The sequence below is a fragment of the Pseudoalteromonas sp. S327 genome (assembly GCF_005886415.1).
GTDB classification, from domain to species: domain Bacteria; phylum Pseudomonadota; class Gammaproteobacteria; order Enterobacterales; family Alteromonadaceae; genus Pseudoalteromonas; species Pseudoalteromonas atlantica.
The window spans coordinates 49,123-71,872 of the sequence record NZ_PNDP01000013.1 but is presented as its reverse complement, the minus strand read 5'-3'; the positions used below and the strand labels follow the sequence as shown (position 1 = coordinate 71,872).

The following is a 22,750-nucleotide window of genomic DNA, read 5'->3' as shown; positions in this document are numbered from 1 at the left end:
CAATGTAAAAAGTAGTGTTAATTACCTTTCTAATTCTCTCACTATATAGCCAAACAAACTGGCCTCACCAACAATATACACATAATCGTTTTTGTTATTCATTATTGTAGATTTATCGTCGTACCATCTAAAATCGTGCGTTTTGTTAGTTGTAGGGTCTTTAAAGTATAAACGAGTACAACTATCTTCATAATCAGACCCACATTCTTGTACATCAGTGAGGATATATTCCTTATACCAATAATCGCCTTGCGTGTAGTAAGCCCATAACTCAATGGGGGCAGAGAGTAAAAAATAGAGAGTTGCATAGATTAACAAAGGGAGTAATGGGTAGATGAAGATTAATGATAACTTCATTTTTGTATCTGAAAAGCTATCTTTAAGGTGCTCTCTATAGTCACTGCAACGTCTATATTTTTTGATTACAAGTACATGGAGATAGATAAATGATGCCCCGCAAAAAATAGGAAGCGCTATATAAAAAATAGCCTCATAAATTTTATTTTCGATAAATGGCGGGTCGGTAAAATCCATTAACATAAGCATGCCAATGCTCAGTATTGGAAAGCTTATTATTGCTGCAAAGAGCAAGTTGTCATAATATTTTTTCAATTTTAATTCATCCGTGAATTATAGTTTTTTCTTAGTTTACAGAATTTTTATTTTTTACAAAAGCAGTGGCTTTAAAACAAAAAAACCTTGGCACTTTCGTGGCAAGGTTTTTTATAACGTAAGCTATAAAGCTTAGTTAGATGTGAAGCTCACAGGGCGACGTTCTTTACGAGGACCGCCACGTTTATCACCGCGTTGGTTGTCTTTGTTAAAGCTACGCTTTTTATCACCACTTGGGCGCTCAGCGCGTTCACCACGTGGCTCAGCTGGGCCTTGATCTTGTGTTAGTGTCATACCCATTGGGCGTTTACAAATAAACACTTTTTGGAAGTGATCAAGTACATCTTTAGGCATGTTTTGCGGTAATTGTACCGTACTGTGACTGTCGTGTAGACGAATGTCACCAATAAACTTGCTTGAGATATCAGCTTCGTTAGCAATCGCGCCAACAATGTTTTTAACCTGTACACCGTGCTCACGACCCACTTCGATACGGTAAGTATCCATAGGGCCTGCATCGCGGCTGTTACGCTCGCGAGGTTTACGCTCAGGGCGGTCACCACGTTCGTTACGACGACGGTCATTACGATCGCCACGCTCGTTACGTGTATTACGCTCGTTGCGAGGTTGAATCTTAACTTCTTCAACTTTAATTGGCGATTGTTGCTGTGCTAAACACAGTAATGCACCCGCTAGGTCTTCTAAAGATAAGTCTAGTTTTTGTGCCATGCTAGCAGCAACTTCATTGAAGAACGTAATGTCTTTGTTTTCAAGAGCAAGCGTAAGCTTTTCTTTTAACGCATTAATTCGTTTTTCTTCAACTACTTTAGCTGTAGGTAGCTCAACTTGTGCAATTTCAGACTTAGTATGACGAATGATATTTTTAAGTAAATAACGTTCGTTATGCTTAACAAATAAAATTGCTTTACCAGTACGTCCAGCACGACCTGTACGGCCAATACGGTGAACGTAGGCTTCTGAGTCTTGTGGAATATCGTAGTTGATAACTAAGCTTAAACGGTCTACATCAAGACCACGTGCTGCTACGTCTGTTGCAATAACAACGTTTAGCATACCGCTTTTTAAGCGATCTACCGTGCGCTCACGTGCTTGCTGGTTCATGTCACCATTAAGTGGCGCAGCAGAGAAACCTTCGCGCTCTAGTAACTCAGCAAGTTGCACTGTATCGTTACGTGTACGTACGAAAACAATAGCACCTTCGTATTGCTCTGCTTCTAAGAAACGAACAATGGCTTTGTTTTTATGTACGTGTGCATTCCAAAACACTTGCTCAACAGATGATACAGTTGAGTTACGCGCAGATATATGAACCTGTTCAGGGTTATTCATATATTTGCTGCTGATGTTTTGAATTTGCTTAGGCATGGTCGCAGAGAAAAGACATGTTTGCTTTTCGCGCGGTGTTTTTTCCATGATGTTTTCAACATCATCGATAAAGCCCATACGTAACATTTCATCGGCTTCATCAAGTACAAGTGCTTGTAAAGCATCAAACTTGATAGTGCCACGGTTTATGTGATCGATTAATCGACCCGGAGTAGCAACAATAATTTGTGCGCCACGACGAAGTGCGCTTAATTGAATGCTGTAGCTTTGGCCACCGTACAGTGCTAATACTTCAACACCACGAGTACCTTTTGCATATTGTTCAAATGCCTCAGCAACTTGGATCGCAAGCTCACGTGTTGGTGTGAGTACAAGGATCTGTGGCTGTTTCACAGACGGGTCAATATTGTTTAGTAACGGCAGTGCAAATGCTGCAGTTTTACCTGTACCCGTTTGTGCTAGTCCCAGTACGTCCTTTCTTTCTAGCAATAACGGTATACATTGAGCTTGGATTTCAGATGGTGTCTTGTAACCCAACTCTTCAACTGCCTTTAAAATTGCAGGAGAAAGATTTAGAGATTCAAACGTGACTGGTTCTGACATTAATACGCCTCAACGAATTTAAAGAGGCGCGCATTGTATAGGAAATACGAGGCAATTGCTTGTATAAATTACAACTAATTTGTATGTGGTTGATGTTGGTTGAAATTTAACCAGTTTAAGTTTTTGATTTTTTAAACTGGTTAACAAGCTATATACAAAGCGTTATTTATATAGGCCTAGATTTTCTTTTGCGTAGGCTTCAAATTCAGTAAATCCACCAATGTGGGTTTGATCTACAAAAATTTGTGGCACAGTTGGGCATGGTTTTCCTGCAGACTTTTCTAAATCCGCTTTGCTAATGCCTTCTTTGATAATATCGATGTAACGAAACTTAAAATCATCACGCTCATTTGATAGTTGCTCGGCAACATCTTTAGCACGTACACAAAATGGGCAGCCTTCGCGGCCAAAAATTACTGTAAGCATAATACTCTCCTCAATTTAGTTGGGTTCATATTAAACGATTAATTAATAATTTAAAGCGCAAAAAATCGATTGGTTAATTCTGTTTTACTGTTAACTCGCTTAATTACTCATTTGCCATGCATTTTGAATTGCAATTTGCAAAAGCGCATTTATGTAAAGGATGTGTAATTTTTAAATCTAATGAATTCATCGTATTAGTAAAGGCGCTGCAAGTGGCATGTAAATTGATATTTAACTACAGAGCCATTCTTATTAGGAGCGATGATGAGTAATAACAGCCATGTTTTAGAAATTATTCAAGGGGTAATTGCCCGCTTTTGCAAAGCAGACAACACAAATGTGGCAATTACACTCATCAACAAATTACAGTGTAATTATATTTGTTTACAGGTGTCTCCTGAGCAAATGATTATCCAGTGTGAAGCGTTTATTTTACCTTCGCTAAAAGCCGCTAAAAGCCATTTTTTGCTAACAGTAGAGGCCAATTTACAGGGCATTAATTTAAATTACTGGGTAGATTCGAATCCTGAAATGCACACCATTGATATACACGGTTTACTTGCAACCCGTGAGCCAATTTCATCGGTAGATACAAACAAAGAGTTTATTAGCGCAGCCAATAATAAAGACGACTTAGAGCAAAGCATTCATTATCTAGTTAATTTTAGTGCGCAAAACTATGGTTTAAAACTCGCCGACAGCAACCACACCAACGCTTTAAAAATTGAAGATGCGCGTCACCTATCTGCAGAGCAACTTGCGAGTGATTTTTTAAATAATGGGGCGTCTCAGAGTATAAAAATTTGCGCATTTGATGCGCTCAGTGAGCTGCAAAGCCATCACGCTATTTCTCAACCTGTATTGGCGTGGCCGTTTTTTGATACTGACTTAGTTAATGCGGTTAATAATTTAAATACCCACAGCAAATTATCTGTATTGGTTGCTGATGACAGCTTGCCAAGCCAAGTTGCGACCAAAGTCATGCTTGAAATGCTTGGCTGCGCAGTAACCTGTGCAGAAAATGGCTCAAGTGCCTTACTTATTGCCCAGCAAGAACCTTTCGATTTACTGCTGTTAGATGAGCGTATGCCAGGTATGTTTGGCAGTGATGTAGCTCAGCAGCTCATTAAACAAAACACCCCAAACGATAACACGCCAAAAGTTATTTTAACGGGCATTACTGAGGAGCAACAAATTGCTCAGTTGTTCGAAAAAGGGGTGACGCACTATCTTCAAAAACCGGTAACAAAAGCTGTATTAGAAGAGTTTATTAAGCCTTGGCAAGCTGCCTAAAGGCCCGTTTAGGAGGACGTTATGAACGATTTATCAAAAACAGCTTTGCTGCTCATTGGTTTTCAAAATGATTACTTTTCGCCTGATGGCATTTTATACCAAGTGGTTGAAGAGTCATCAAGAGTAACCGGCGTGGTAAATAACACGTTAGCGCTGCTCGACAAATACATAGATAAATTTGCATTAGTGCTCAGTACGCCTATTCACTTTACACAAGATTATAGCGAGCTTAAAAACCCAATTGGTATTTTAAAAGTGATTGCCGAAGTAGGGGCTTTTAAAGCCGACTCTTATGGTGCTCAAGGCATTAAAGAGTTTAATAAATATGGCAAACGTATTATGCAAATACCCGGTAAACGCGGGTTAAATGCGTTTACTCATACAGAGCTTGCAAATGTGCTTAATAAAAATGGCATCACTAACATTGTTTTAGCAGGCACGGTGACCTCTATTTGCATTGACTCTACGGCGCGTTCTGCGGTAGAGCTTGGCTTTAATGTGACGGTACTTAATGACTGTACATCAAGCAGAACGCCGTTTGAGCAATCATTTTACTGTGAAGAGGTTTTTCCGCTTTATGCCAAGGTGTGCAGCCATACAGAACTAGTAAATGAATGAGGCGCATATGGAAGAAAAAGACGAGCTACAAGTACAAGTTCATTACGCGCTAATAGAGCAGCTTTCTGCAAACACCCGCAGGCAAACTAAGTTACTTGCCTTACTTGATGAGTGTGTATTTGAATGTGATAAACATTTAGTGTTTAGCTACGTGAACGAAGCATGGCTTAATAAGTTGGGTTTTACGCCGGCCATGCTCATAGGTAAAAAAATCACATCGCTGTTAGAGACCAAAGACTCGTTAAAGCTGTCAGCGTATATTGAGTCTATTTTTGAAGGCGTTTTTAGTGCCAGTATAGAGCTGCAAGTAAAAAATAATGACGGCCTTACTAACTGGTTTGAAATGCGCTTGGCCTGCGACGATAGCGGCGGGTTTATTGGCTCGTTACACGACATTCAACGACATAAAGACTACCAATACTTACTCACCCAGCAACAAGAGTACGCTAAGCGACTTTCTTTAGTGGCAAGCCACACCAATAATTTAGTTATAATTACCGACCGATTTGGCAAAATAGAATGGGTTAATAAAAGCTTTGAAACGCTTACTAGTTATAAATGTGAAGAAGTCATCGGGCTTAGCCCTGGCAAACTGTTGCAAGGGCCTAAAACAAGCCTAGAGTCGCGCCAGTTAATGGCTAAAGCGATTAAAAATGCCGAGCCTTTTCAAATAGAAACCGTTAATTATGATAAAAATAAAAACGAATACTGGGTTGCTATTGATGCCACCCCCGTAAAAGATGATTACGGTAATGTTAAGCATTTTATAGCCATAGAAACCAACATTACCCAGCGTGTAAAAGCTGAACAAGCCATGGCTGAAATAGAATATAACTACCACTCTGTGGTCGATAACATCCCTGATATTGTATTGAGGTTAGATGCGCAGGGCGGTTTATTGTTTATGAACAAAGCATGGCAAAATTTTTTCCAAACAGACATAAATAAACACCTTGGCTTACCCATTGCTAATTTTGTAATGGGTGAGGATGTGGAAAAGCTAAACACAGCTCTTACAGGCTACAGTAGTGGCAACCGAGAAGTTAAACGTTTGGATATTAGGTTAACCAACGCGCTTAATGAGCCAAATTGGGTTGAAATGACCCTCACACCAATTACCTCATTTAATGGCACACACTTAACGTCTATAGCGGCGACCGTGGTTGATATTCAAGAACGTGTGATAGCGGAACAAATACTCTTAGATGCTAAGCACCAGGCTGAATCGTTGGCTGAGTCTAAAAGTCGCTTTATGGCTAATATAAGCCATGAAATACGCACACCTTTAAATGCAGTGATTGGCTGTGCAGATATCTTACACGACACTGGGCTTACAACAGATCAAAAACGTTACACCCAAATGATTAAAACAAGTTCAGATGCATTATTGAGTATTTTAGATGACGTGCTGACCTACTCACGCTTTGAAGCGCAAGCAATCTCAATAGATAATCAGCCATTTAGCCTCGATATTTGCTTAGAAGAGGCTATCGATATTGTAAGTGAAAGCGCCGTGCAAAAAGGCCTCGAACTTATTTTTGATCTGCACCCTGATGTTCCTGCGCAGGTGGTGGGCGATCATGGTCGTATAAGGCAAATTGCAATAAATTTACTCTCAAATGCCATTAAGTTTACTCAAAAAGGTTCACTTATAGTGACAGCACAGTGTGTTGAGTTTGAAAATAATAAATTTACGTTGCAGCTTAGTTTTAAAGATACAGGAATAGGCATTGCGCAAAACAAGCTCGAGAGTATGTTTAAGCCGTTTATACAATCGGATAACTCTATCACTCGGGAATATGGCGGCAGTGGCTTAGGTTTAGCCATATGTAAGCAAATATGTGATGCTGCAGGGGGCAGCATTACTGTTAACTCGCAGTTTGGTAAAGGGAGTGAGTTTATTGTGAATTACCCTTTATTAATAGATACAAGCGAGCAGGTGCAAAGAGAAGGCTTTTCTGCCAGAGCCAAAAAGCCCTATGTGTGTGTGATAAGTAAAAACTTGCCATTAAACACGGCGATAGAGCATATGCTTACTCGCCATTCGATAGATTTTTCACGCCTTGAGGACATCGAAAAGCTAGACAGTATCAATACGCCCGACGCTATTGTTACCACTAATAAAGCCGATTTAGACGCAGCGCAACAATTTTTAAAAAGTTATAAGAGCCTAAATAAACCGTGTTTATTACTCATAGACCTACTGGGTAAAAACCAAAAAACAGAGGCGCCGAGCTCTGGTATGTTGATGTTTAATGGGCCTTTTAAGCCTTCGCATTTGCCCAGAGCGATTGCTGCGCTTGAGGAAGAGCTTTTTCATCTTGATATTATTTTTACTAATAAAAAAGAAACCACACTAAACACAGCCACTATTAATGCTCAGCCATTTAAAGGTACGCACGTACTCGTGGTTGAAGACAATAAAAATAACCAAATTGTGATTCAGCAATTTTTAGAGCAGCAAGGGTGCTTAGTTAAAATAGCCAGTAATGGGCAAGAGGCGATTGAAAAAGTTAAAACGCAAACAATAGATTTAATATTTATGGATATTCAAATGCCAATTTTAGACGGTATTTCTGCCACTAAAAAAATCAGAGAGTTAGCTATTGTCACCCCTATTATAGCGTTAACAGCGAATGCGATTCATGGAGATAAAGAGCGTTTTATTAAAGCAGGAATGAATGACTATTTAGCTAAACCAATTATTAGCGAAAAACTCAATTTGCTCTTAAATCAATACTTACCAAAACTTAATGACGCTAAACACTCTAAGTTAGAGCGCATTAACGAAATTTGGTCGTTATTAAAGTAACAAGCAATGCAACCGTGCTTTTAGGTTAATAGTTATAGATGGCCTTAAGGTATTTATGATTAAAGTTTTTAGTTGTTAAGTAAACAAACATAAATAGTGAGTTTAGCAAAAATTTAACCTCAAAAGGTTAAAATTGACTGTTTTCTCAAAAAAAGCGATGGCGATTGAGTAATGCGTAGTCAATTACTTTTACTGCCTAAAAAGCCTTAATATATTAAGCAAAACTGTAAATAATGCTGAAATACTAATCCTTTTTAATTGATTGGGTTGTGTAGGTTGGTTCTTAATGGTTATTTTTAAATTGGTTTGCATTTTGCAAATCAAAATGAAATTGAAATCTCATAATGCAAATATCCGCTCAGCTATTTTTTATTATCCCTATCAAAGTAATTAATTTACCCATTGATTTATAAAGACTTAAATTTTTTATCATCATTAAATTTATTTTGGCATGGCTTTCGCAATATAAACACCAAGTAGAGCGAAGTTATCATTGATATAAATTTGCTAAGTAGTTAAATAAATTTTAAGGGTGTCCATTATGCAAACTAATACTAAAGTTAAACAGCAACCAAAAAAAATGTCTTTTGTTCTTACTCCAGAGTTAATGGTGCTGTCTATTATTATTGTTGCAGCTGTTATTGTTGGTGCAACAGCACTGCGAGGCACCGTTACTATTGAACCTGTTAATAAAGGTAATACCGAGATGTTCACCAATAAATTTAACAATAGTGATTTAGATAATGCCACTATTGAAAGCAACACATTAAACTACGCTCAAAACATAGATGAGCAATCTGCCCAATCAGGCACACAAGGTTTAAACAACTAAACAATACTTCTCCTTTAGTATTTATTTCGGCTGACTCTAAGCAATTAGGTCAGCCTTTTTATTTTTAAAGCCACTTTATACCCAAACCATCGCTTACTCCCGCTCCCACTCTAAATCAGCTTGCGTGTCAGTGTGATTTGCAAAATGCAAATATATATATCAATAACTTTAGACTAACAACCCGACTTTAACTAATTGAATTTTATGCATTTATTTTTGTTTTTGACGGCTCGTTTTGGTCTGTAATTTGCAATTTATGTAACAAGCTTACGGTGAGCCCTTATTTGTGGAGAAATTTATGAATGCTTTTAAAAGTTTAGAGCCTATCAATACGGTCAACATTGCACGCTGGCATGAACTTGAGCAAATTATGGCTCATGCAATGAAAAACCATTGTTTTAATATGGTGTACCAGCCGCTTGTATCTTTAACAAGTGGGCAATTAGTTGGCTTTGAATCATTAGTGCGCTGCGAATCTTCACGCTATGGTGTTGTTGGCCCAGATGAATTTATTCCGCATGTAGAACAGTCAGGTATGATTTTAGATTTAGGTGATTGGATTTTTAAGCAAACCCTAAGCGATTTAAGCCAAATGAGAAAAATAGGTATGAATGATATAACTATTTCATTGAATATTTCGCCGGTACAAATTATTGAAGGGGATGTGTTTTCCAAAGTAATGAGCTTACTTGATAAGTATCAAATAGACCCCGCAGCCATAAAAGTAGAATTAACAGAAACAGCATTAATAAAAAGTCCGCAGCGTATTGCTAAAACATTTGAGCATTTTCATAAAGAAGGGGTAAAAATTTGGCTAGACGATTTTGGAACGGGCTATGCCTCTTTAGGCCTTTTAAGGCAGTTTAGTATTGATGGGCTAAAAATAGATCGCAGCTTTATAAGTGGCATTACAACGAACAATGAAGACTTTACCCTGTGTAGCGCAATTATTGCTATGGCGCAAAGACTCGGGTTAGAAACCATTGCTGAGGGGATTGAACAGCGCGAACAATTACAAATATTAGAGCAGCTAGGGTGTGATGTAGCACAAGGTTACTTACTCGGAAGACCAAGTAGTTTAGCTAATAATACGGCGACATGGGTAAAAATGTACACTTAACTTAATGTTTAGATTTGCAAAATGCGAAAAACGACTTACTCTAAAAGTATAAAAGCTTTGTATCACAATAATAAATAAAGGCCTAATATGCCAATACCTGAAGAATATATTGATAACACCATCACTCAAGCTCATGTGCTAGCGCAATTAGAGCAAGATGTTGGCTCACTCACTTTAGTAAGGCTGGTAAACTTATTTATTAATGAATTAGAAGAAATGCGAGTTCGTCTTAAAAATGCAATTGATGAGCAAGATGAAGATAATATTAAAGATATAATGCACGTACTTAAAAATTCTGCGGCGCTATATGGCGCATTAACTTTGGCAGCCCTTGCCAGTCAATTACATGATTACCCCCCTGTTACCATTGAAGAAAATATTCACGCTGCTCAGATCGTTCAACATAATCTAGAAAAAACCCACGCTGCATACCAAGTTATTGCTAATAATATTACCTAAAAGGCTCTGCCATGAACGATTCTCAAAAAAAATCACTGGTTTATATAGTAGAAGACAGCATTGCAAGCGGGGCTCTTTATGCGAGCCAATTAGAGCAAGCAGGGCACGAATGTAAACACTTTACCGATGGCTACTCTGCCTTGGTAGGTATAAAAGAGATGATGCCTGATGTCATTGTCCAAGATGTTTGTTTGCCCGATATTAGTGGCTTAGAAGTGCTGCAGTTTGTTAAAAAGCAAGAAAAGCCCGCTAACGTAGTCATGATCACCTCAAATAGCTCTATTGATGTTGCAGTAGAGGCAATGCGTTTAGGTGGTTTTGATTTTTTAGAAAAACCGTTTTCAGGCCAGCGCTTAGTGAGCGCCGTAGATAGCGCGCTTTCGCAAAAAGCACCTCCTGCAGTTAAAATTCAAGAACAGAAAGCGCAAAACACTTCCGGGTTTATTGGTGAATCGTTAGCAATGCAAACGGTGTTTAGGCTTTTAGATAGTGCAGCGCGAAGCAAAGCATGTGTTTTTATTACCGGTGAGAGTGGCACAGGTAAAGAGGTGTGCGCGCAAACTTTGCACGACACTAGCCCACGAAGTGAAGGGCCATTTATTGCAATTAACTGTGCTGCTATTCCAGGAGAGTTATTTGAGTCAGAGTTTTTTGGCCATGTAAAAGGGGCCTTTAGCGGAGCGCTAAGTGACAGGAAAGGGGCTGTAGAAGTTGCAAACGGTGGTACTTTATTTTTAGATGAACTGTGTGAAATGGAGCTCAACCTACAAGCTAAGTTATTACGTTTTTTACAAACGGGTGCGTTTAATCGGGTAGGCAGTAGCGAGGTTTTACACAGTAATGTAAGGCTAGTGTGTGCAACAAATAGAAGCCCTGTAGTTGAAGTTGCCGAAGGGCGTTTTAGAGAAGATTTATACTATAGGCTTAATGTTATTCCTGTAAAGTTACCTCCGCTACGCGAACGAGCTGGCGATATAATGTTGCTTGCAATGCATATTTTAAAGCAAAAAAGTGAAAGTAACGCTAAATTATTCCATCGCTTTTCAAAAGAAGTTGAAAACCTTTTTTGCAACTACGATTGGCCCGGTAATATCCGTGAGCTGCAAAATGTTATCGAAAATATCGTTGTTATCAACGAGGGTGACGTAGTTGAGTTAGATATGTTGCCAAGCTCATTTGGTGTTAATTCTGCTATTCCAATCAAAAATACCAGCTCGTCTCAATCTGCAGAGCAAATACAAACTAACTCGCTTATGGGCGTACACGACATAGAGCCCCTGTGGCAAGTTGAAAAAAGGGCAATAGAGTCGGCAATAGCCGTATGCGATGATAACATTCCACTTGCTGCGGCCTATTTAGGCGTAAGCGCCTCGACTATTTACAGAAAAATAAAAGGCTGGAGTTAGCTTTACGCTTCTTGCTCACATCTTCTTGGTGTTTATACTGTGCTAATGCTACTTAAAAAGAGCAAGATGCCTGTTTTATCTAACATTTCATTATTCTGCTTACAGCTTATAATTCTCCTAATCATATTAAACAAGGCTACTTAATAAAAGCGAGTCGCCTGCCATTTCGTTCTCAGTTACATTTTCATGGTTGAAATAAACAAAGATACCCTAAGCTCTATTACTACACCCTAAGTTTAATAGTAAAAGGAGATCATAATGAGTAACGTTAATTTACAGCCAGCGAGTGTAATGCAGCCTTTAGTGGTAAGCGATTTAGATAACAATGACGTGAATTTAGTTGACCGCGTAAGCGACAAACCTTGGAAAATGATAGTGGTGTACAGAGGCCAGCATTGCCCTAAATGTACCGAGCAACTCAATGAGCTTGCAACAATGCATGACGATTTTGCCAGCGCAGGTGTAGAAGTTGTAGCAGTAAGTGGCGATAGCGAAGAGCAGCTTAAAAAGCATCTTGAAAAAATAGACGTAAATTTCCCTCTTTATTACAATTTAACCATTGAGCAAATGACTGATTTAGGCTTATACATTAGTGAACCGCGCAGTGATGCTGAAACAGATCACCCATTTGCTGAGCCTTGTATTATTGTCTTAAACGAAGATAACCAAGTACAGATGCTTGATAAATCAAATAGCCCATTTGTTCGCCCAAGCCTTAAGCAGGTGCTAGGCGGTATTAAATTTTCACGCGAAAACGACTACCCAATTCGCGGTACTTTTATTAAGTAACGTGTATTGAGTAATTTGATGAATATACGAAGAGGGCACTTTTTTGTGCCCTTTTTTATTTTTTTTCACTTTTTTTAATTTAATTACTTGAAAACTATTTTACTGCCCATAAATAGTTTAGTGAGGACGCCTGATGGGTCCCAAAAAATACAGAAGTTATTGAAATTTATATTATTAATTTAATTATGTTGTACTTGTTCAAACGAAAAGTAACAACATTATATCGCTTAAATATGAGGATATTATTATGCGTACAGTAGACTTATCACCACTTTATCGTTCATTCATCGGCTTTGATCATTTAGCATCTTTAATGGATGCGGCAGCTCGTACAGACAAGCAGCCTAGCTTTCCTCCTTATAATATCGAAGCACTAGATAAAGACAAATACAGAATCACTATGGCCGTTGCTGGTTTTAGTGAAAATGAACTCACCATTGAGTCAGAGAACAACACTTTAAAAGTTGCAGGTACTAAACCAAACAAAGATGAAAATGAAGAGCGCAAGTTTATTCATCAAGGTATTGCGGAACGTAACTTTGAGCGTAAGTTTCAACTTGGGGATCATGTAAAAGTACTCGGTGCCGATTTAGCCAACGGTCTGCTTAGCATTGATCTAGAGCGCGAAATCCCAGAAGCACTTAAACCTCGTAAAATTGAAATTGGCGGTGGAAACCTAATCGAAGGTAAATAATCGCTAATAAACATTTTCCCTGATTGTAGCCGCCTCAACTGAGGCGGCTTTTTCGTTCTTATAACTCGTTTATATGTGTTAAATAATAATTTGCTTGGGCTAAGGTCTGCTGTTGAAGTTGAGGTGTTTGTTTATCCCAGTTTCTATAAACCATGCCAATGCGTGGGTTTTTTTCAAGTAATGCGCGGTGTTTATCCATAAATTGCCAATATAAGCTGTTGTAAGGACACGCCTTCTCACCTATTTTTTGCTTAACATCATAATGACAGTTTTTGCAGTAATCGCTCATTTTATTGATGTAATTACCACTGGCTGCATAGGGTTTAGTGGCGATAATAGCATCATCTGCAAATTGGCTCATGCCACGGGTGTTAGGCATTTCAACCCATTCAATGGCATCAATATAAACCCCTAAATACCACTGGTCGACTTCATTAGGGTCGATGCCTGTTAATAAGCAAAAATTACCAATGATCATTAATCTTTGAATATGATGAGCGTATGCGGTGTCTAAGCTCTGCGTTAATGCATGGCTTAAACAGTTCATTTTTACATTACCCTGCCAAAAGTACCCTGGTAACGACTGGTTGGCCTGTAATTGGTTTTTTTGTGCATAGTCGGGCATGTTTGTCCAATATATACAGCGAACATATTCACGCCAACCTAAAATTTGCCTAACAAAGCCCTCTACTTGAGAAATCGAAATTGTGTCGGGGTGAGCATTAAATTCGTCAATTACACGCCTAATAACGTACAGCGGGTGGATTAACTTGGCGTTTAAAGCAAATGATAAACGGCTATGGTACAAGCTGGCGTTATTTGTAACTTGGTCGGTCATTGCATCTTGAAACTGGCCGAAATTTTTTAGCAGGTGGGTACAAAAATACTCTAAACACGTTTTGGCTTGTTTGCGAGTGAGCGGCCATGGCAGCTGCTGAGGATTTATTTCACCAAAGTAATTTACGTTATGTTTTTTAAGTCTGCTAATGATAGAGCTTACATCGTTATTAAATAATTTTGGCGGGGGGATAGCGTTTAAATCTGCTTTTTTAAATTTGTTTCTGTTATTACTATCAAAGTTCCATTGACCTCCTTGCGGTCTACTCCCATCCATAAGAATAGTATATTGCTTGCGCATAGCGCGATAAAAGTGCTCCATAGTCACATGTTTGTTTTTTTCAAACCGCTCGTTAATACGCTCAAATGGCAGCATAAAATGCTCGGTGTCATAGGCTTTAACAAGAAGATCAGACTCTTTTTTAAATTTACTTAGCTGTGCTTTGAGGCGAAATTCATCAGGGTATTGATAATGTATTTCACTGCAACGATACTGTTTGGCTATGCGCGTGAGTAAAACAGGCAAGGTTTTGTCTTGGTGGGTATCATCAAGGGTGAGGTGCAGTGTGCTGTAATCCGCGCTTTGTAAAGCTGTAGCAAAACGCTCCATCGCATAAAAAAAAGCACATAACTTTTGCACGTGGTGCTTAACGTAATTGGTTTCTTGTTTTAACTCGGCAATTAAATAAAGCGTATCAGGCTCTTTTTCTTTAAACCACGAATGCGAAGCATTGAGTTGATCACCTAAAATTAGGCGCAACACTTTATAATGAGCCATAAACCACCTAAATTTAGTTGTACGTAAAAAGCGACAACGTGGATCTAGGTAGTTTGCTCATACGTGCATAAAAGCTGAGGCTTGTGTTACTTAAAGCTTACTTGTGCGAAGTTGAGTGATTTTTTGCTCAAGCGAAATAACATTTGTTTTGTTAAACAAAGTTGTATTAGCAAAACTTTCAAAATAACGAAGCGCTTTTTGCCAAGCAAATTGTGTTTGTGCGGTGAATAAACGCCCTAAGTGCTCGTTTAAGGTATCGTAAAAGGCATCGCATAGTAGCGATATTTCTTTTGGCGTAACGCCCATCTTTTTTAAGTATTGCAAGTGAAAGGTTAAAAATGGGGCAACAGAAGATGGGTTATCTAAATGCCTAACTATACGTTCTAAAACACAATATAAAATATAACTTTTTTCGTTAAAATAAGCGGCACTTGGGTACTGCATTGTTATATTTGACTCTTCAAGCTTTGCATGAAAGCGCGCGGTAAACGCATGAAAGTTTGGCTTAACTATATGCAAACTTTTAATTAACTGTGGCTGATAAGTATTCATTAGCAATCTCATTAAATTTTGTAATTTTTATTTTTATCCACATCGGTGAGCTTTTAGTATAGTGCGTTGCTCAAATATCGCACGTAATCTAAACGTAAAAAGCACAAAATTGTATCAGTTTTATGAATTTTAGATATTTTATTTATGAATATACGGCTTTTTACGTACATATTAGTGACGTTACGATTACCATTTTAACGTCTGCATAATCATAGTACATACTGATGAAGCTTAAAATGGGGGTTCACTGATTTTATCAAACTTATTAGTTATTATGGTTGCTAATTACCCCGTATATCCTTATAATAGCCGCCATTGTTTAGCGGTTGATTAACCACTAACAGCGATATTGAATTTTAGGTTTAATATCTATTGGCGCGGGATGGAGCAGCCTGGTAGCTCGTCGGGCTCATAACCCGAAGGTCGTCGGTTCAAATCCGGCTCCCGCAACCAATTTTTATAGTAGGTATATCCTTACTAATTCTATATCGCGCATTCTAAGTAATGCGCGTTTTGCGTTTAAGCTAATGTAGTTTAATTTGGTCAGTGTAATGACCCGCAGCCAAGCTTGGCCTGAGGCCACACAGTTTTATGCTTTATTGGTGTGACGCCCCGCTTGGTTCGGGGCGTTGTTGTATCTGCACCATTGATTTATGGCTTTGTCATTAAATCAAAACTTAAACTCAGTATTTTAGGGCTATAAGCCCTTTTTTTGTTTGTATGGAGGATTTTCGTGACAAAACTTGAGCAAGATTTATTAACCATGCTTACGCCTGCAGTAGAAATGTTAGGCTTTGAATTACATGGTCTTGAGTTTGTACAAGCAGGCCGCCATTCTACCTTAAGGGTTTATATTGACCATGAGGATGGAATATCTGTTGATAATTGTGCGGATGCGAGTCGCCAAATTAGTGCGATTTTAGACGTCGAAGACCCAATTACAAACGAATATGATTTGGAAGTATCGTCTCCTGGTGTTGATCGTCCATTATTCAAACAAGATCACTACGAGAAGGCGCAAGGAGAGGAAGTACGCGTGCGTACTAAGCTTCCACAAGACGGTCGCCGTAATTTTAAAGGCGACTTAGTAGCAGTTAGCAGTGATATGATCACACTTAAAAGCGATGGCGAAGAGCACTTAATCATGCTTAGCAATATCGAACGTGCGAACATCATCGCAAAGTTTTAATTCGAGTGCGAAGGAATAGGGCAAGCGAGGCATTACCCATGGCAAAAGAGATATTATTGGTTGCTGAAGCCGTTTCCAATGAGAAAGCGGTTCCAAAAGAAAAGATTTTTGAAGCGTTAGAGTTCGCTCTAGCAACAGCGACAAAGAAAAAACACGATGGCGAAATTGAAGTACGTGTATCAATCGACCGTAAAACCGGTGATTACGACACGTTCCGTCGTTGGCAGATTGCAGAAGTTCAAGAAGATGGTTCTTTAGAAAACCCTTACAGCGAAATCACATTAGAAGCAGCTCAAGTTGAAGAACCTGACTTGCAACTGGGTGATTATGTTGAAGAACAGATTGAATCTATCAAATTCGACCGCATAACTACACAAATGGCAAAGCAAGTTATCGTACAAAAAGTACGTGAAGCTGAGCGCGCTTTAGTTGTAGAAGCTTATAAAGATCAAGAAGGCGAGCTAGTAACAGGTGTCGTTAAAAAAGCAACACGTGATGCAATCGTACTTGATTTAGGTAACAACGCAGAAGCGGTTATTTACCGTGACGATATGCTGCCACGTGAAAACTTCCGTCCAGGAGATCGTATCCGTGGTCTTCTTTACGAAGTTAAACCTGAAGCACGCGGCGCACAGTTATTTGTAACGCGTTCAAAACCAGAAATGCTGATGGAATTATTCCGCATTGAGGTGCCAGAGATTGGCGAAGAAATGATTGAGCTTCGTGCTGCAGCACGCGATCCGGGTTCACGCGCTAAAATCGCCGTTAAATCTAACGACAAGCGTATTGACCCAGTAGGTGCGTGTGTTGGTATGCGTGGTGCACGTGTTCAAGCTGTATCATCAGAACTTGGTGGCGAGCGTGTTGATATCGTACTTTACGATGACAACCCAGCGCAGTTTGTTATTAACGCAATGGCACCGGCTGAAGTAGCTTCAATCGTAATGGATGAAGACACTCATTCAATGGATATCGCTGTAGAAGCTGATAACCTAGCACAAGCAATTGGTCGCAATGGTCAAAATGTTCGTTTAGCAAGCCAATTAACTGGCTGGGAACTAAACGTAATGACTGTTGAAGACATGCGCGCTAAAAACGAAGCAGAGTCAGATAAGTTAATTAACTTATTTACTGAAAACTTAGATATTGATGATGAATTTGCATCATTACTTATCAACGAAGGTTTCTCAACACTTGAAGAAGTAGCGTATGTGCCAGCTTCTGAGTTTTTAGAAATCGACGGCCTAGATGAAGAAACGGTTGATTTACTGCGCTCACGTGCAAAAGATGCATTAACCACTAAAGCGCTTAAAACGGAAGAAAGCTTAGAAGGTGTAGAGCCTGCTGAAGACTTACTTGCGCTTGAAGGCTTAGAGCGTCATCTAGCATTTGTTATGGCAAGCAAGGGTGTAATTACACTTGAAGACTTAGCTGAGCAAGGTATTGATGAATTGGTAGATATTACAGAGCTAACACCTGAAAAAGCAGGTGAGCTAATTATGGCTGCACGTAATATTTGTTGGTTCGCAGACGAGTAATTTATTAACGGAGGTATTACACACTATGGCAGAAGTAAATGTTGAAAAACTAGCCGGCGATATAGGTACAACTGTTGATAAATTGCTTCAGCAATTTTCACAAGCGGGTATCACTAAAAAAGCAGGTGATAATGTAACTGAAGCTGAAAAAGCACAGTTACTTGATCACTTAAGCAAATCGCACGGTGGTACTGGTTCAGATGGCCCAGCACGTATGACTTTACAACGTAAGAGCAAAAGCACGTTAAGTGTAACGGGCTCTACGGGTAAGGCAAAGGCTGTTCAAGTTGAAGTTCGCAAAACACGTACTTACGTGAAAAAGAGCGCAATGGAGCAAGAGCAAGAACAGCAACGTCTAGCCGCTGAAGAAAAAGCGCGTATCGAAGAGCAGCAAAAAGCTGCACAAGAAGCCGCTGAATTAAAAGCGAAACAAGAGGCAGAACGTAAAGCAAAAGAAGACGCTGATCGTAAAGCCAAAGAAGAAGCTAAACGCAAAGCAGATGCAGAGCGTAAAGCTAAACAACAGCAGATGACCCCAGAGCAAAGTGCTAAGTCTGAGAAAGATCGCATCGAAGCTGAGCGTCTGCAGAAAGAAGCAGAAGAGGCCGCATTGAAGAAAGCTGAAGAAGAAGCGAAACGTCAAGCAGAAGAGGCAAGAAAGCTAGCTGAAGAAAATGAAGCTCGCTGGAAAAAAGAAGAAGAAGAACGTAAGAAACGCGAAGAAACCGCGGATCACCATCTTACGACTTCTACTTATGCACGTGAGGCAGAAGATGTTGCCGATGCACGTGATGAGCAAGGTTCACGCCGCGCGAAGAAAAAGAAAAAAGCCCCAGCAAAAGATAAATTTGCAGGCGCTAAAGGCCGTAAAGGCAAGCTAAAAGCACCTACATCATTGCAACATGGTTTCCAAAAACCTACTGCCGATGTTAAAAATGAAGTGCGTATTAGCGAAACAATTACAGTAGCTGAGCTTGCATCGCGCATGGCTGTTAAAGGCGCTGAAGTTGTTAAAACAATGATGAAAATGGGTGACATGGTTACCATTAACCAAGTGATTGACCAAGAAACAGCACAACTTGTTGCTGAAGAAATGGGTCACAAAGTTATCATCGTTAAAGAAAACGAATTAGAGCAAACAGTACTAAATGACCGTCATGAAGATGGTAAGTCTGAGCCGCGTGCGCCAGTAGTAACTGTAATGGGTCACGTTGACCATGGTAAAACATCAACGCTTGATTACATTCGTTCAGCTAAAGTTGCATCAGGCGAAGCCGGTGGTATTACACAGCACATTGGTGCATACCACGTTGAAACTAACGGCAACATGATCACTTTCTTAGATACACCAGGTCACGCCGCGTTTACATCAATGCGTGCACGTGGTGCTAAAGCGACAGATATCGTAATCTTAGTGGTTGCAGCAGACGATGGTGTAATGCCACAAACTAAAGAAGCGGTACAGCATGCTCGCGCAGCTGGCGTTCCTTTAATCATTGCTGTAAACAAAATGGACAAAGAAGGCGCAGATCCAGATCGCGTTAAAAACGAGCTAGCTCAGTTAGACGTTATCCCTGAAGATTGGGGCGGCGATACGCAGTACGTTCATATCTCAGCTAAAACAGGCTTAGGTATTGATGACTTACTTGAAGCTGTTCTTATGCAATCTGAGCTTTTAGAGCTTCGTGCTCCATCAGAAGGCATGGCAGCAGGTGTTGTAATTGAATCTCGTCTTGATAAAGGACGTGGTCCGGTTGCTTCTATCTTAGTTCAATCAGGTACCCTTAACCAAGGTGATATCGTACTGTGTGGTCTTGAATACGGCCGTGTTCGTGCAATGAAAGACGAAAACGGTAAAGACATTAAATCAGCAGGTCCTTCTATTCCAGTTGAAATTTTAGGTCTCTCTGGTATTCCGGCTGCAGGTGATGAAGCGACTGTTGTTAAAGATGAGCGTAAAGCGCGTGAAGTTGCTTTATACCGTCAAGGTAAATTCCGCGACGTTAAATTGGCTCGTCAGCAAAAAGCGAAGCTTGAAAACATGTTTACTAACATGGCTGAAGGCGATGTATCAGAAGTTAACGTGGTACTTAAAGCAGACGTTCAAGGTTCAATCGAAGCAATTTCAGACTCACTAACTAAGCTTTCTACTGATGAAGTAAAAGTGAAGATTGTTGGTTCTGGCGTAGGTGGTATCACCGAAACTGATGCAACACTTGCTGCTGCATCTAACGCAATCGTAGTTGGCTTCAACGTTCGTGCCGATGCATCTGCACGTAAAGTGATTGATACTGAAAACTTAGACCTTCGCTACTACAGCGTAATCTATGCGCTAATCGAAGAAGTTAAGCAAGCCATGTCTGGTATGCTTGCTCCTGAGTTTAAGCAAGAGATTATTGGTCTTGCTGAAGTACGTGACGTGTTTAAGTCTCCAAAAATTGGCGCAATTGCTGGTTGTATGGTTACTGAAGGTACTATTAAACGCAGCGCACCAATTCGTGTACTACGTGATAACGTGGTTATTTACGAAGGTGAGCTTGAGTCACTACGTCGCTTTAAAGATGACGTTCAAGATGTTCGTAACGGCATGGAATGTGGTATCGGCGTTAAGAACTACAACGATGTTCGCGTTGGTGACCAAATCGAAGTATTCGAAACAGTTGAAGTACAACGTACACTTTAATTGCTCGTAAACTAAGATTGTAAATGGGGGCTTTGCCCCCATTTCTGTATCCATTATTTAATTAACTTATTATTTTAATTCAGTAAGTTATGATTTTAGGAAAACAATCATGAGAGAATTTTCTCGCACTGATCGTGTTGCTCAGCAAATTCAAAAAGAAATTGCTGTAATTTTACAACGCGAAATTAAAGATCCGCGCTTAGGCATGGTGACAGTGTCTGCGGTAGAAGTATCGCGCGATTTATCTTACGCAAAAGTTTTTATTACGGTGTTTAATACCGAAGATGAAAACAAAGCAAAAGAAAGCGCAAAAATACTTAACGAAGCAACGGGCTATATCCGCTCGTTATTGGGTAAGCGTATTCGTGCTCGTATAATGCCTGAGCTTAAATTTGTAGTAGATAACTCACTAATGGAAGGGATGCGTATCTCTAACTTAGTGGACTCTGTTATTCGCGAAGATAACGCTAAACATGTTGATGATGAAACTGATAGCGAAGAAGGCACTAAAGACTAATGGCAAGACGCAGTAAAGGCCGTCCGATTGATGGTATTTTGTTGTTAAACAAACCTCAAGGCATTTCATCGAACAAAGCCCTACAGCAAGCTAAAGGTATTTATTTTGCCCAAAAAGCTGGCCATACCGGTGCGCTAGACCCACTGGCCACTGGCATGCTGCCTATTTGCTTTGGTGAAGCGACCAAGTTTACCCAATTTTTGCTCGATACAGATAAAACTTATGTGGTAAGAGCAAAGTTAGGTGAGCGCACAACTACCTCTGATTCAGATGGCGAAGTGGTTGAAACCCGTGACGTAAACGTTACCACTGAACAGTTAGCTGCAGAAATTGAAAAGTTTTTAGGCGAGTCAGATCAGTATCCATCAATGTACTCAGCGCTTAAATATGAAGGTAAGCCTTTATATAAATACGCGCGTGAAGGCATTGAAGTACCGCGTAAATGCCGAAAAATAAACGTGTTTAGCTTAACGCTTGATGAGTTTGATGAAGCAAATAACGAAGTACAAATGACCGCCCATGTATCTAAAGGGACGTACATTCGTACCATTGTTGATGATTTAGGCGAAAACCTAGGCTGTGGCGCACATGTTATTATGCTGCATCGCTCAGCGGTTGGCCATTACCCTAAAGATAAAATGGTATCGCTTGAGCACCTTGAAACCTTATTAGCCAAGGCCAAAGAAGAAGAGGTGGCCCCTTCTACATACCTTGATGAATTACTATTGCCAATGGATAGTGCATTGGTTGATTTACCCGTTGTAGAAATTAGCAAAGAGCAGGGCGTTTCGTTTAGCCATGGACAAGCAGTCGTACTAGGCACTGATTTACCCGAAGGGGCAATTAAAGTTCTGGCTGATGGTGTGTTTATTGGCACCGGTGAGCGCAACCCTGACGGGCATTTAAAATCAAAGCGTGGCTTGTCTAATCAGCAACCCGAGTAAACTTTAACTTGTAGTTATTCTCATAGTTGGTAGAATACGCCCGCTTAATCGTTTTGGCTGAATTAGTGATCGGCTAAAGCACCTATTAAATTTAACTTTTGGAGTTATTATGTCACTAAGCAATCAAGAAAAAATCGATATCATTGCTAAATTTGCACGTGCTGAAGGCGACACTGGTTCACCTGAAGTACAAGTAGCTTTACTTACTTTTGATATCAACAAGCTTCAAGGTCACTTTGCTGACCACAAGCATGACTTCCACTCACGTCGTGGTCTGCTTCGTAAAGTAAGTACTCGCCGTAAATTGCTTGATTACCTTAAAGGTAAAGATATCTCGCGTTATACTGCGTTAATCCAAGAGCTTGGCCTACGTCGCTAAGAACTTGATTACGAGAAAAGGAGCTTTATAGCTCCTTTTTTTGTGCCTAAATTTAACGCTTCACACTCCATCGTTAACTTAATCTCCCTGCAATATAAATAACACCAACCTTGTGCTAGCACTTAACAATTAAGGGTAGGCAACGCTTGCAATAACTGCGTTAAAATTATCTTTAAGAACAATTTAATAGCGAATTATTCACCTAGTTATCTAAAGGTTTTTCATAGCTAAAAATTAAACGCTTAATTAAACGCTTTGCGATAAAACAATTAAAAAATAATGTGGCAAAAGCGATTACGTTTTATCTTTGGGTAGGCTCGCA

At 39.6% G+C, this 22,750-nt stretch carries 20 protein-coding genes and 1 tRNA gene; 16 read left to right on the top strand and 5 right to left on the bottom strand.

What is annotated here, in order from left to right:
• Nucleotides 1-21: 21 nt before the first annotated feature.
• The 3 genes from CWB60_RS05260 to CWB60_RS05250 form a co-directional block, all read right to left on the bottom strand.
• Nucleotides 22-612, bottom strand: coding sequence for a hypothetical protein (locus tag CWB60_RS05260; RefSeq protein ID WP_138577452.1), 591 nt, complete (start codon nt 610-612; stop codon nt 22-24).
• 132 nt (nt 613-744) lie between these two features.
• The gene (locus tag CWB60_RS05255; RefSeq protein ID WP_004587284.1) at nt 745-2,562 is read right to left on the bottom strand and encodes a DEAD/DEAH box helicase; all 1,818 of its coding nucleotides are present in this window, start codon (nt 2,560-2,562) and stop codon (nt 745-747) included.
• A 162-nt stretch (nt 2,563-2,724) separates the two neighbouring features.
• Nucleotides 2,725-2,988, bottom strand: a complete 264-nt coding sequence (locus CWB60_RS05250) for a GrxA family glutaredoxin (protein WP_004587283.1) — start codon at nt 2,986-2,988, stop codon at nt 2,725-2,727.
• A gap of 264 nt (nt 2,989-3,252) precedes the next feature.
• Between CWB60_RS05250 and CWB60_RS05245 the strand changes: the two genes are divergently transcribed.
• From CWB60_RS05245 to CWB60_RS05205, 9 genes are all read left to right on the top strand, one after another.
• Nucleotides 3,253-4,281 carry a response regulator gene (locus CWB60_RS05245; RefSeq protein ID WP_138577450.1) on the top strand — a complete coding sequence of 343 codons (1,029 nt, stop codon included), beginning with the start codon at nt 3,253-3,255 and terminating at the stop codon, nt 4,279-4,281.
• Between the two features lie 21 nt (nt 4,282-4,302).
• Entirely contained in the window at nt 4,303-4,899 is a 597-nt protein-coding gene (locus CWB60_RS05240) for a cysteine hydrolase family protein (RefSeq protein ID WP_138577448.1), read from the top strand.
• On the top strand, nt 4,892-7,711 hold the full coding sequence (locus CWB60_RS05235) for a PAS domain-containing hybrid sensor histidine kinase/response regulator (protein ID WP_138577446.1): 2,820 nt from the start codon (nt 4,892-4,894) through the stop codon (nt 7,709-7,711). The genes CWB60_RS05240 and CWB60_RS05235 overlap by 8 nt, the downstream gene beginning before the upstream one ends.
• 541 nt (nt 7,712-8,252) lie before the next feature.
• Nucleotides 8,253-8,543: a hypothetical protein gene (locus tag CWB60_RS05230; RefSeq protein WP_138577444.1), complete on the top strand. Its 291-nt coding sequence runs from the start codon at nt 8,253-8,255 to the stop codon at nt 8,541-8,543.
• A gap of 298 nt (nt 8,544-8,841) precedes the next feature.
• Nucleotides 8,842-9,663 (top strand): putative bifunctional diguanylate cyclase/phosphodiesterase, encoded by an 822-nt coding sequence (locus tag CWB60_RS05225; protein ID WP_249318341.1) that lies wholly within the window; start codon nt 8,842-8,844, stop codon nt 9,661-9,663.
• Between the two features lie 87 nt (nt 9,664-9,750).
• On the top strand, nt 9,751-10,122 hold the full coding sequence (locus tag CWB60_RS05220; protein WP_138577442.1) for an Hpt domain-containing protein: 372 nt from the start codon (nt 9,751-9,753) through the stop codon (nt 10,120-10,122).
• Nucleotides 10,123-10,133: 11 nt separating this feature from the next.
• Nucleotides 10,134-11,528, top strand: coding sequence for a sigma-54-dependent transcriptional regulator (locus CWB60_RS05215; protein WP_138577440.1), 1,395 nt, complete (start codon nt 10,134-10,136; stop codon nt 11,526-11,528).
• A 258-nt stretch (nt 11,529-11,786) separates the two neighbouring features.
• A complete protein-coding gene (locus CWB60_RS05210; protein WP_054982203.1) occupies nt 11,787-12,317 on the top strand; it encodes a peroxiredoxin-like family protein in 531 nt (176 codons plus the stop codon).
• 247 nt (nt 12,318-12,564) lie between these two features.
• Nucleotides 12,565-13,011, top strand: coding sequence for an Hsp20 family protein (locus CWB60_RS05205; RefSeq protein ID WP_004585880.1), 447 nt, complete (start codon nt 12,565-12,567; stop codon nt 13,009-13,011).
• A gap of 58 nt (nt 13,012-13,069) precedes the next feature.
• Here the strand turns inward: CWB60_RS05205 and CWB60_RS05200 are convergent, their stop codons facing one another.
• Together CWB60_RS05200 and CWB60_RS05195 are read right to left on the bottom strand one after the other, a co-directional pair.
• Nucleotides 13,070-14,626, bottom strand: coding sequence for a cryptochrome/photolyase family protein (locus CWB60_RS05200; protein WP_138577438.1), 1,557 nt, complete (start codon nt 14,624-14,626; stop codon nt 13,070-13,072).
• Nucleotides 14,627-14,716: 90 nt separating this feature from the next.
• A complete protein-coding gene (locus CWB60_RS05195; RefSeq protein WP_004585882.1) occupies nt 14,717-15,178 on the bottom strand; it encodes a globin in 462 nt (153 codons plus the stop codon).
• Between the two features lie 376 nt (nt 15,179-15,554).
• Here CWB60_RS05195 and CWB60_RS05190 point away from each other — a divergent pair.
• From CWB60_RS05190 to rpsO, 7 genes are all read left to right on the top strand, one after another.
• Nucleotides 15,555-15,631, top strand: a tRNA-Met gene (locus tag CWB60_RS05190).
• Nucleotides 15,632-15,911: 280 nt separating this feature from the next.
• Nucleotides 15,912-16,367: a ribosome maturation factor RimP gene (gene rimP / locus CWB60_RS05185; RefSeq protein WP_004585883.1), complete on the top strand. Its 456-nt coding sequence runs from the start codon at nt 15,912-15,914 to the stop codon at nt 16,365-16,367.
• A gap of 38 nt (nt 16,368-16,405) precedes the next feature.
• Entirely contained in the window at nt 16,406-17,905 is a 1,500-nt protein-coding gene (gene nusA / locus CWB60_RS05180; RefSeq protein ID WP_004585884.1) for a transcription termination factor NusA, read from the top strand.
• A 25-nt stretch (nt 17,906-17,930) separates the two neighbouring features.
• Nucleotides 17,931-20,588 (top strand): translation initiation factor IF-2, encoded by a 2,658-nt coding sequence (gene infB / locus CWB60_RS05175; protein WP_004585885.1) that lies wholly within the window; start codon nt 17,931-17,933, stop codon nt 20,586-20,588.
• 109 nt (nt 20,589-20,697) lie between these two features.
• Complete coding sequence (gene rbfA / locus CWB60_RS05170; RefSeq protein WP_004585886.1) at nt 20,698-21,105, top strand: 30S ribosome-binding factor RbfA; 408 nt, start codon at nt 20,698-20,700, stop codon at nt 21,103-21,105.
• Nucleotides 21,105-22,049 (top strand): tRNA pseudouridine(55) synthase TruB, encoded by a 945-nt coding sequence (truB, locus tag CWB60_RS05165; RefSeq protein WP_054982205.1) that lies wholly within the window; start codon nt 21,105-21,107, stop codon nt 22,047-22,049. Before rbfA ends, truB begins: the two co-directional genes overlap by 1 nt.
• Before the next feature lie 109 nt (nt 22,050-22,158).
• Nucleotides 22,159-22,428 (top strand): 30S ribosomal protein S15, encoded by a 270-nt coding sequence (gene rpsO / locus CWB60_RS05160; protein ID WP_004585888.1) that lies wholly within the window; start codon nt 22,159-22,161, stop codon nt 22,426-22,428.
• The last annotated feature ends 322 nt before the right edge of the window (nt 22,429-22,750 follow it).

Coding starts and splice junctions, on each gene's coding strand:
- CWB60_RS05240 (WP_138577448.1), top strand. CDS start 4,303: ATGAACGATTTATCAAAAACAGCTTTGCTGCTCATTGGTTTTCAAAAT.
- CWB60_RS05220 (WP_138577442.1), top strand. CDS start 9,751: ATGCCAATACCTGAAGAATATATTGATAACACCATCACTCAAGCTCAT.
- CWB60_RS05230 (WP_138577444.1), top strand. CDS start 8,253: ATGCAAACTAATACTAAAGTTAAACAGCAACCAAAAAAAATGTCTTTT.
- CWB60_RS05215 (WP_138577440.1), top strand. CDS start 10,134: ATGAACGATTCTCAAAAAAAATCACTGGTTTATATAGTAGAAGACAGC.
- infB (WP_004585885.1), top strand. CDS start 17,931: ATGGCAGAAGTAAATGTTGAAAAACTAGCCGGCGATATAGGTACAACT.
- truB (WP_054982205.1), top strand. CDS start 21,105: ATGGCAAGACGCAGTAAAGGCCGTCCGATTGATGGTATTTTGTTGTTA.
- nusA (WP_004585884.1), top strand. CDS start 16,406: ATGGCAAAAGAGATATTATTGGTTGCTGAAGCCGTTTCCAATGAGAAA.
- CWB60_RS05210 (WP_054982203.1), top strand. CDS start 11,787: ATGAGTAACGTTAATTTACAGCCAGCGAGTGTAATGCAGCCTTTAGTG.
- CWB60_RS05205 (WP_004585880.1), top strand. CDS start 12,565: ATGCGTACAGTAGACTTATCACCACTTTATCGTTCATTCATCGGCTTT.
- CWB60_RS05250 (WP_004587283.1), bottom strand. CDS start 2,988: ATGCTTACAGTAATTTTTGGCCGCGAAGGCTGCCCATTTTGTGTACGT.
- CWB60_RS05200 (WP_138577438.1), bottom strand. CDS start 14,626: ATGGCTCATTATAAAGTGTTGCGCCTAATTTTAGGTGATCAACTCAAT.
- CWB60_RS05235 (WP_138577446.1), top strand. CDS start 4,892: ATGAATGAGGCGCATATGGAAGAAAAAGACGAGCTACAAGTACAAGTT.
- rbfA (WP_004585886.1), top strand. CDS start 20,698: ATGAGAGAATTTTCTCGCACTGATCGTGTTGCTCAGCAAATTCAAAAA.
- rpsO (WP_004585888.1), top strand. CDS start 22,159: ATGTCACTAAGCAATCAAGAAAAAATCGATATCATTGCTAAATTTGCA.
- CWB60_RS05225 (WP_249318341.1), top strand. CDS start 8,842: ATGAATGCTTTTAAAAGTTTAGAGCCTATCAATACGGTCAACATTGCA.
- CWB60_RS05195 (WP_004585882.1), bottom strand. CDS start 15,178: ATGAATACTTATCAGCCACAGTTAATTAAAAGTTTGCATATAGTTAAG.
- CWB60_RS05255 (WP_004587284.1), bottom strand. CDS start 2,562: ATGTCAGAACCAGTCACGTTTGAATCTCTAAATCTTTCTCCTGCAATT.
- CWB60_RS05245 (WP_138577450.1), top strand. CDS start 3,253: ATGAGTAATAACAGCCATGTTTTAGAAATTATTCAAGGGGTAATTGCC.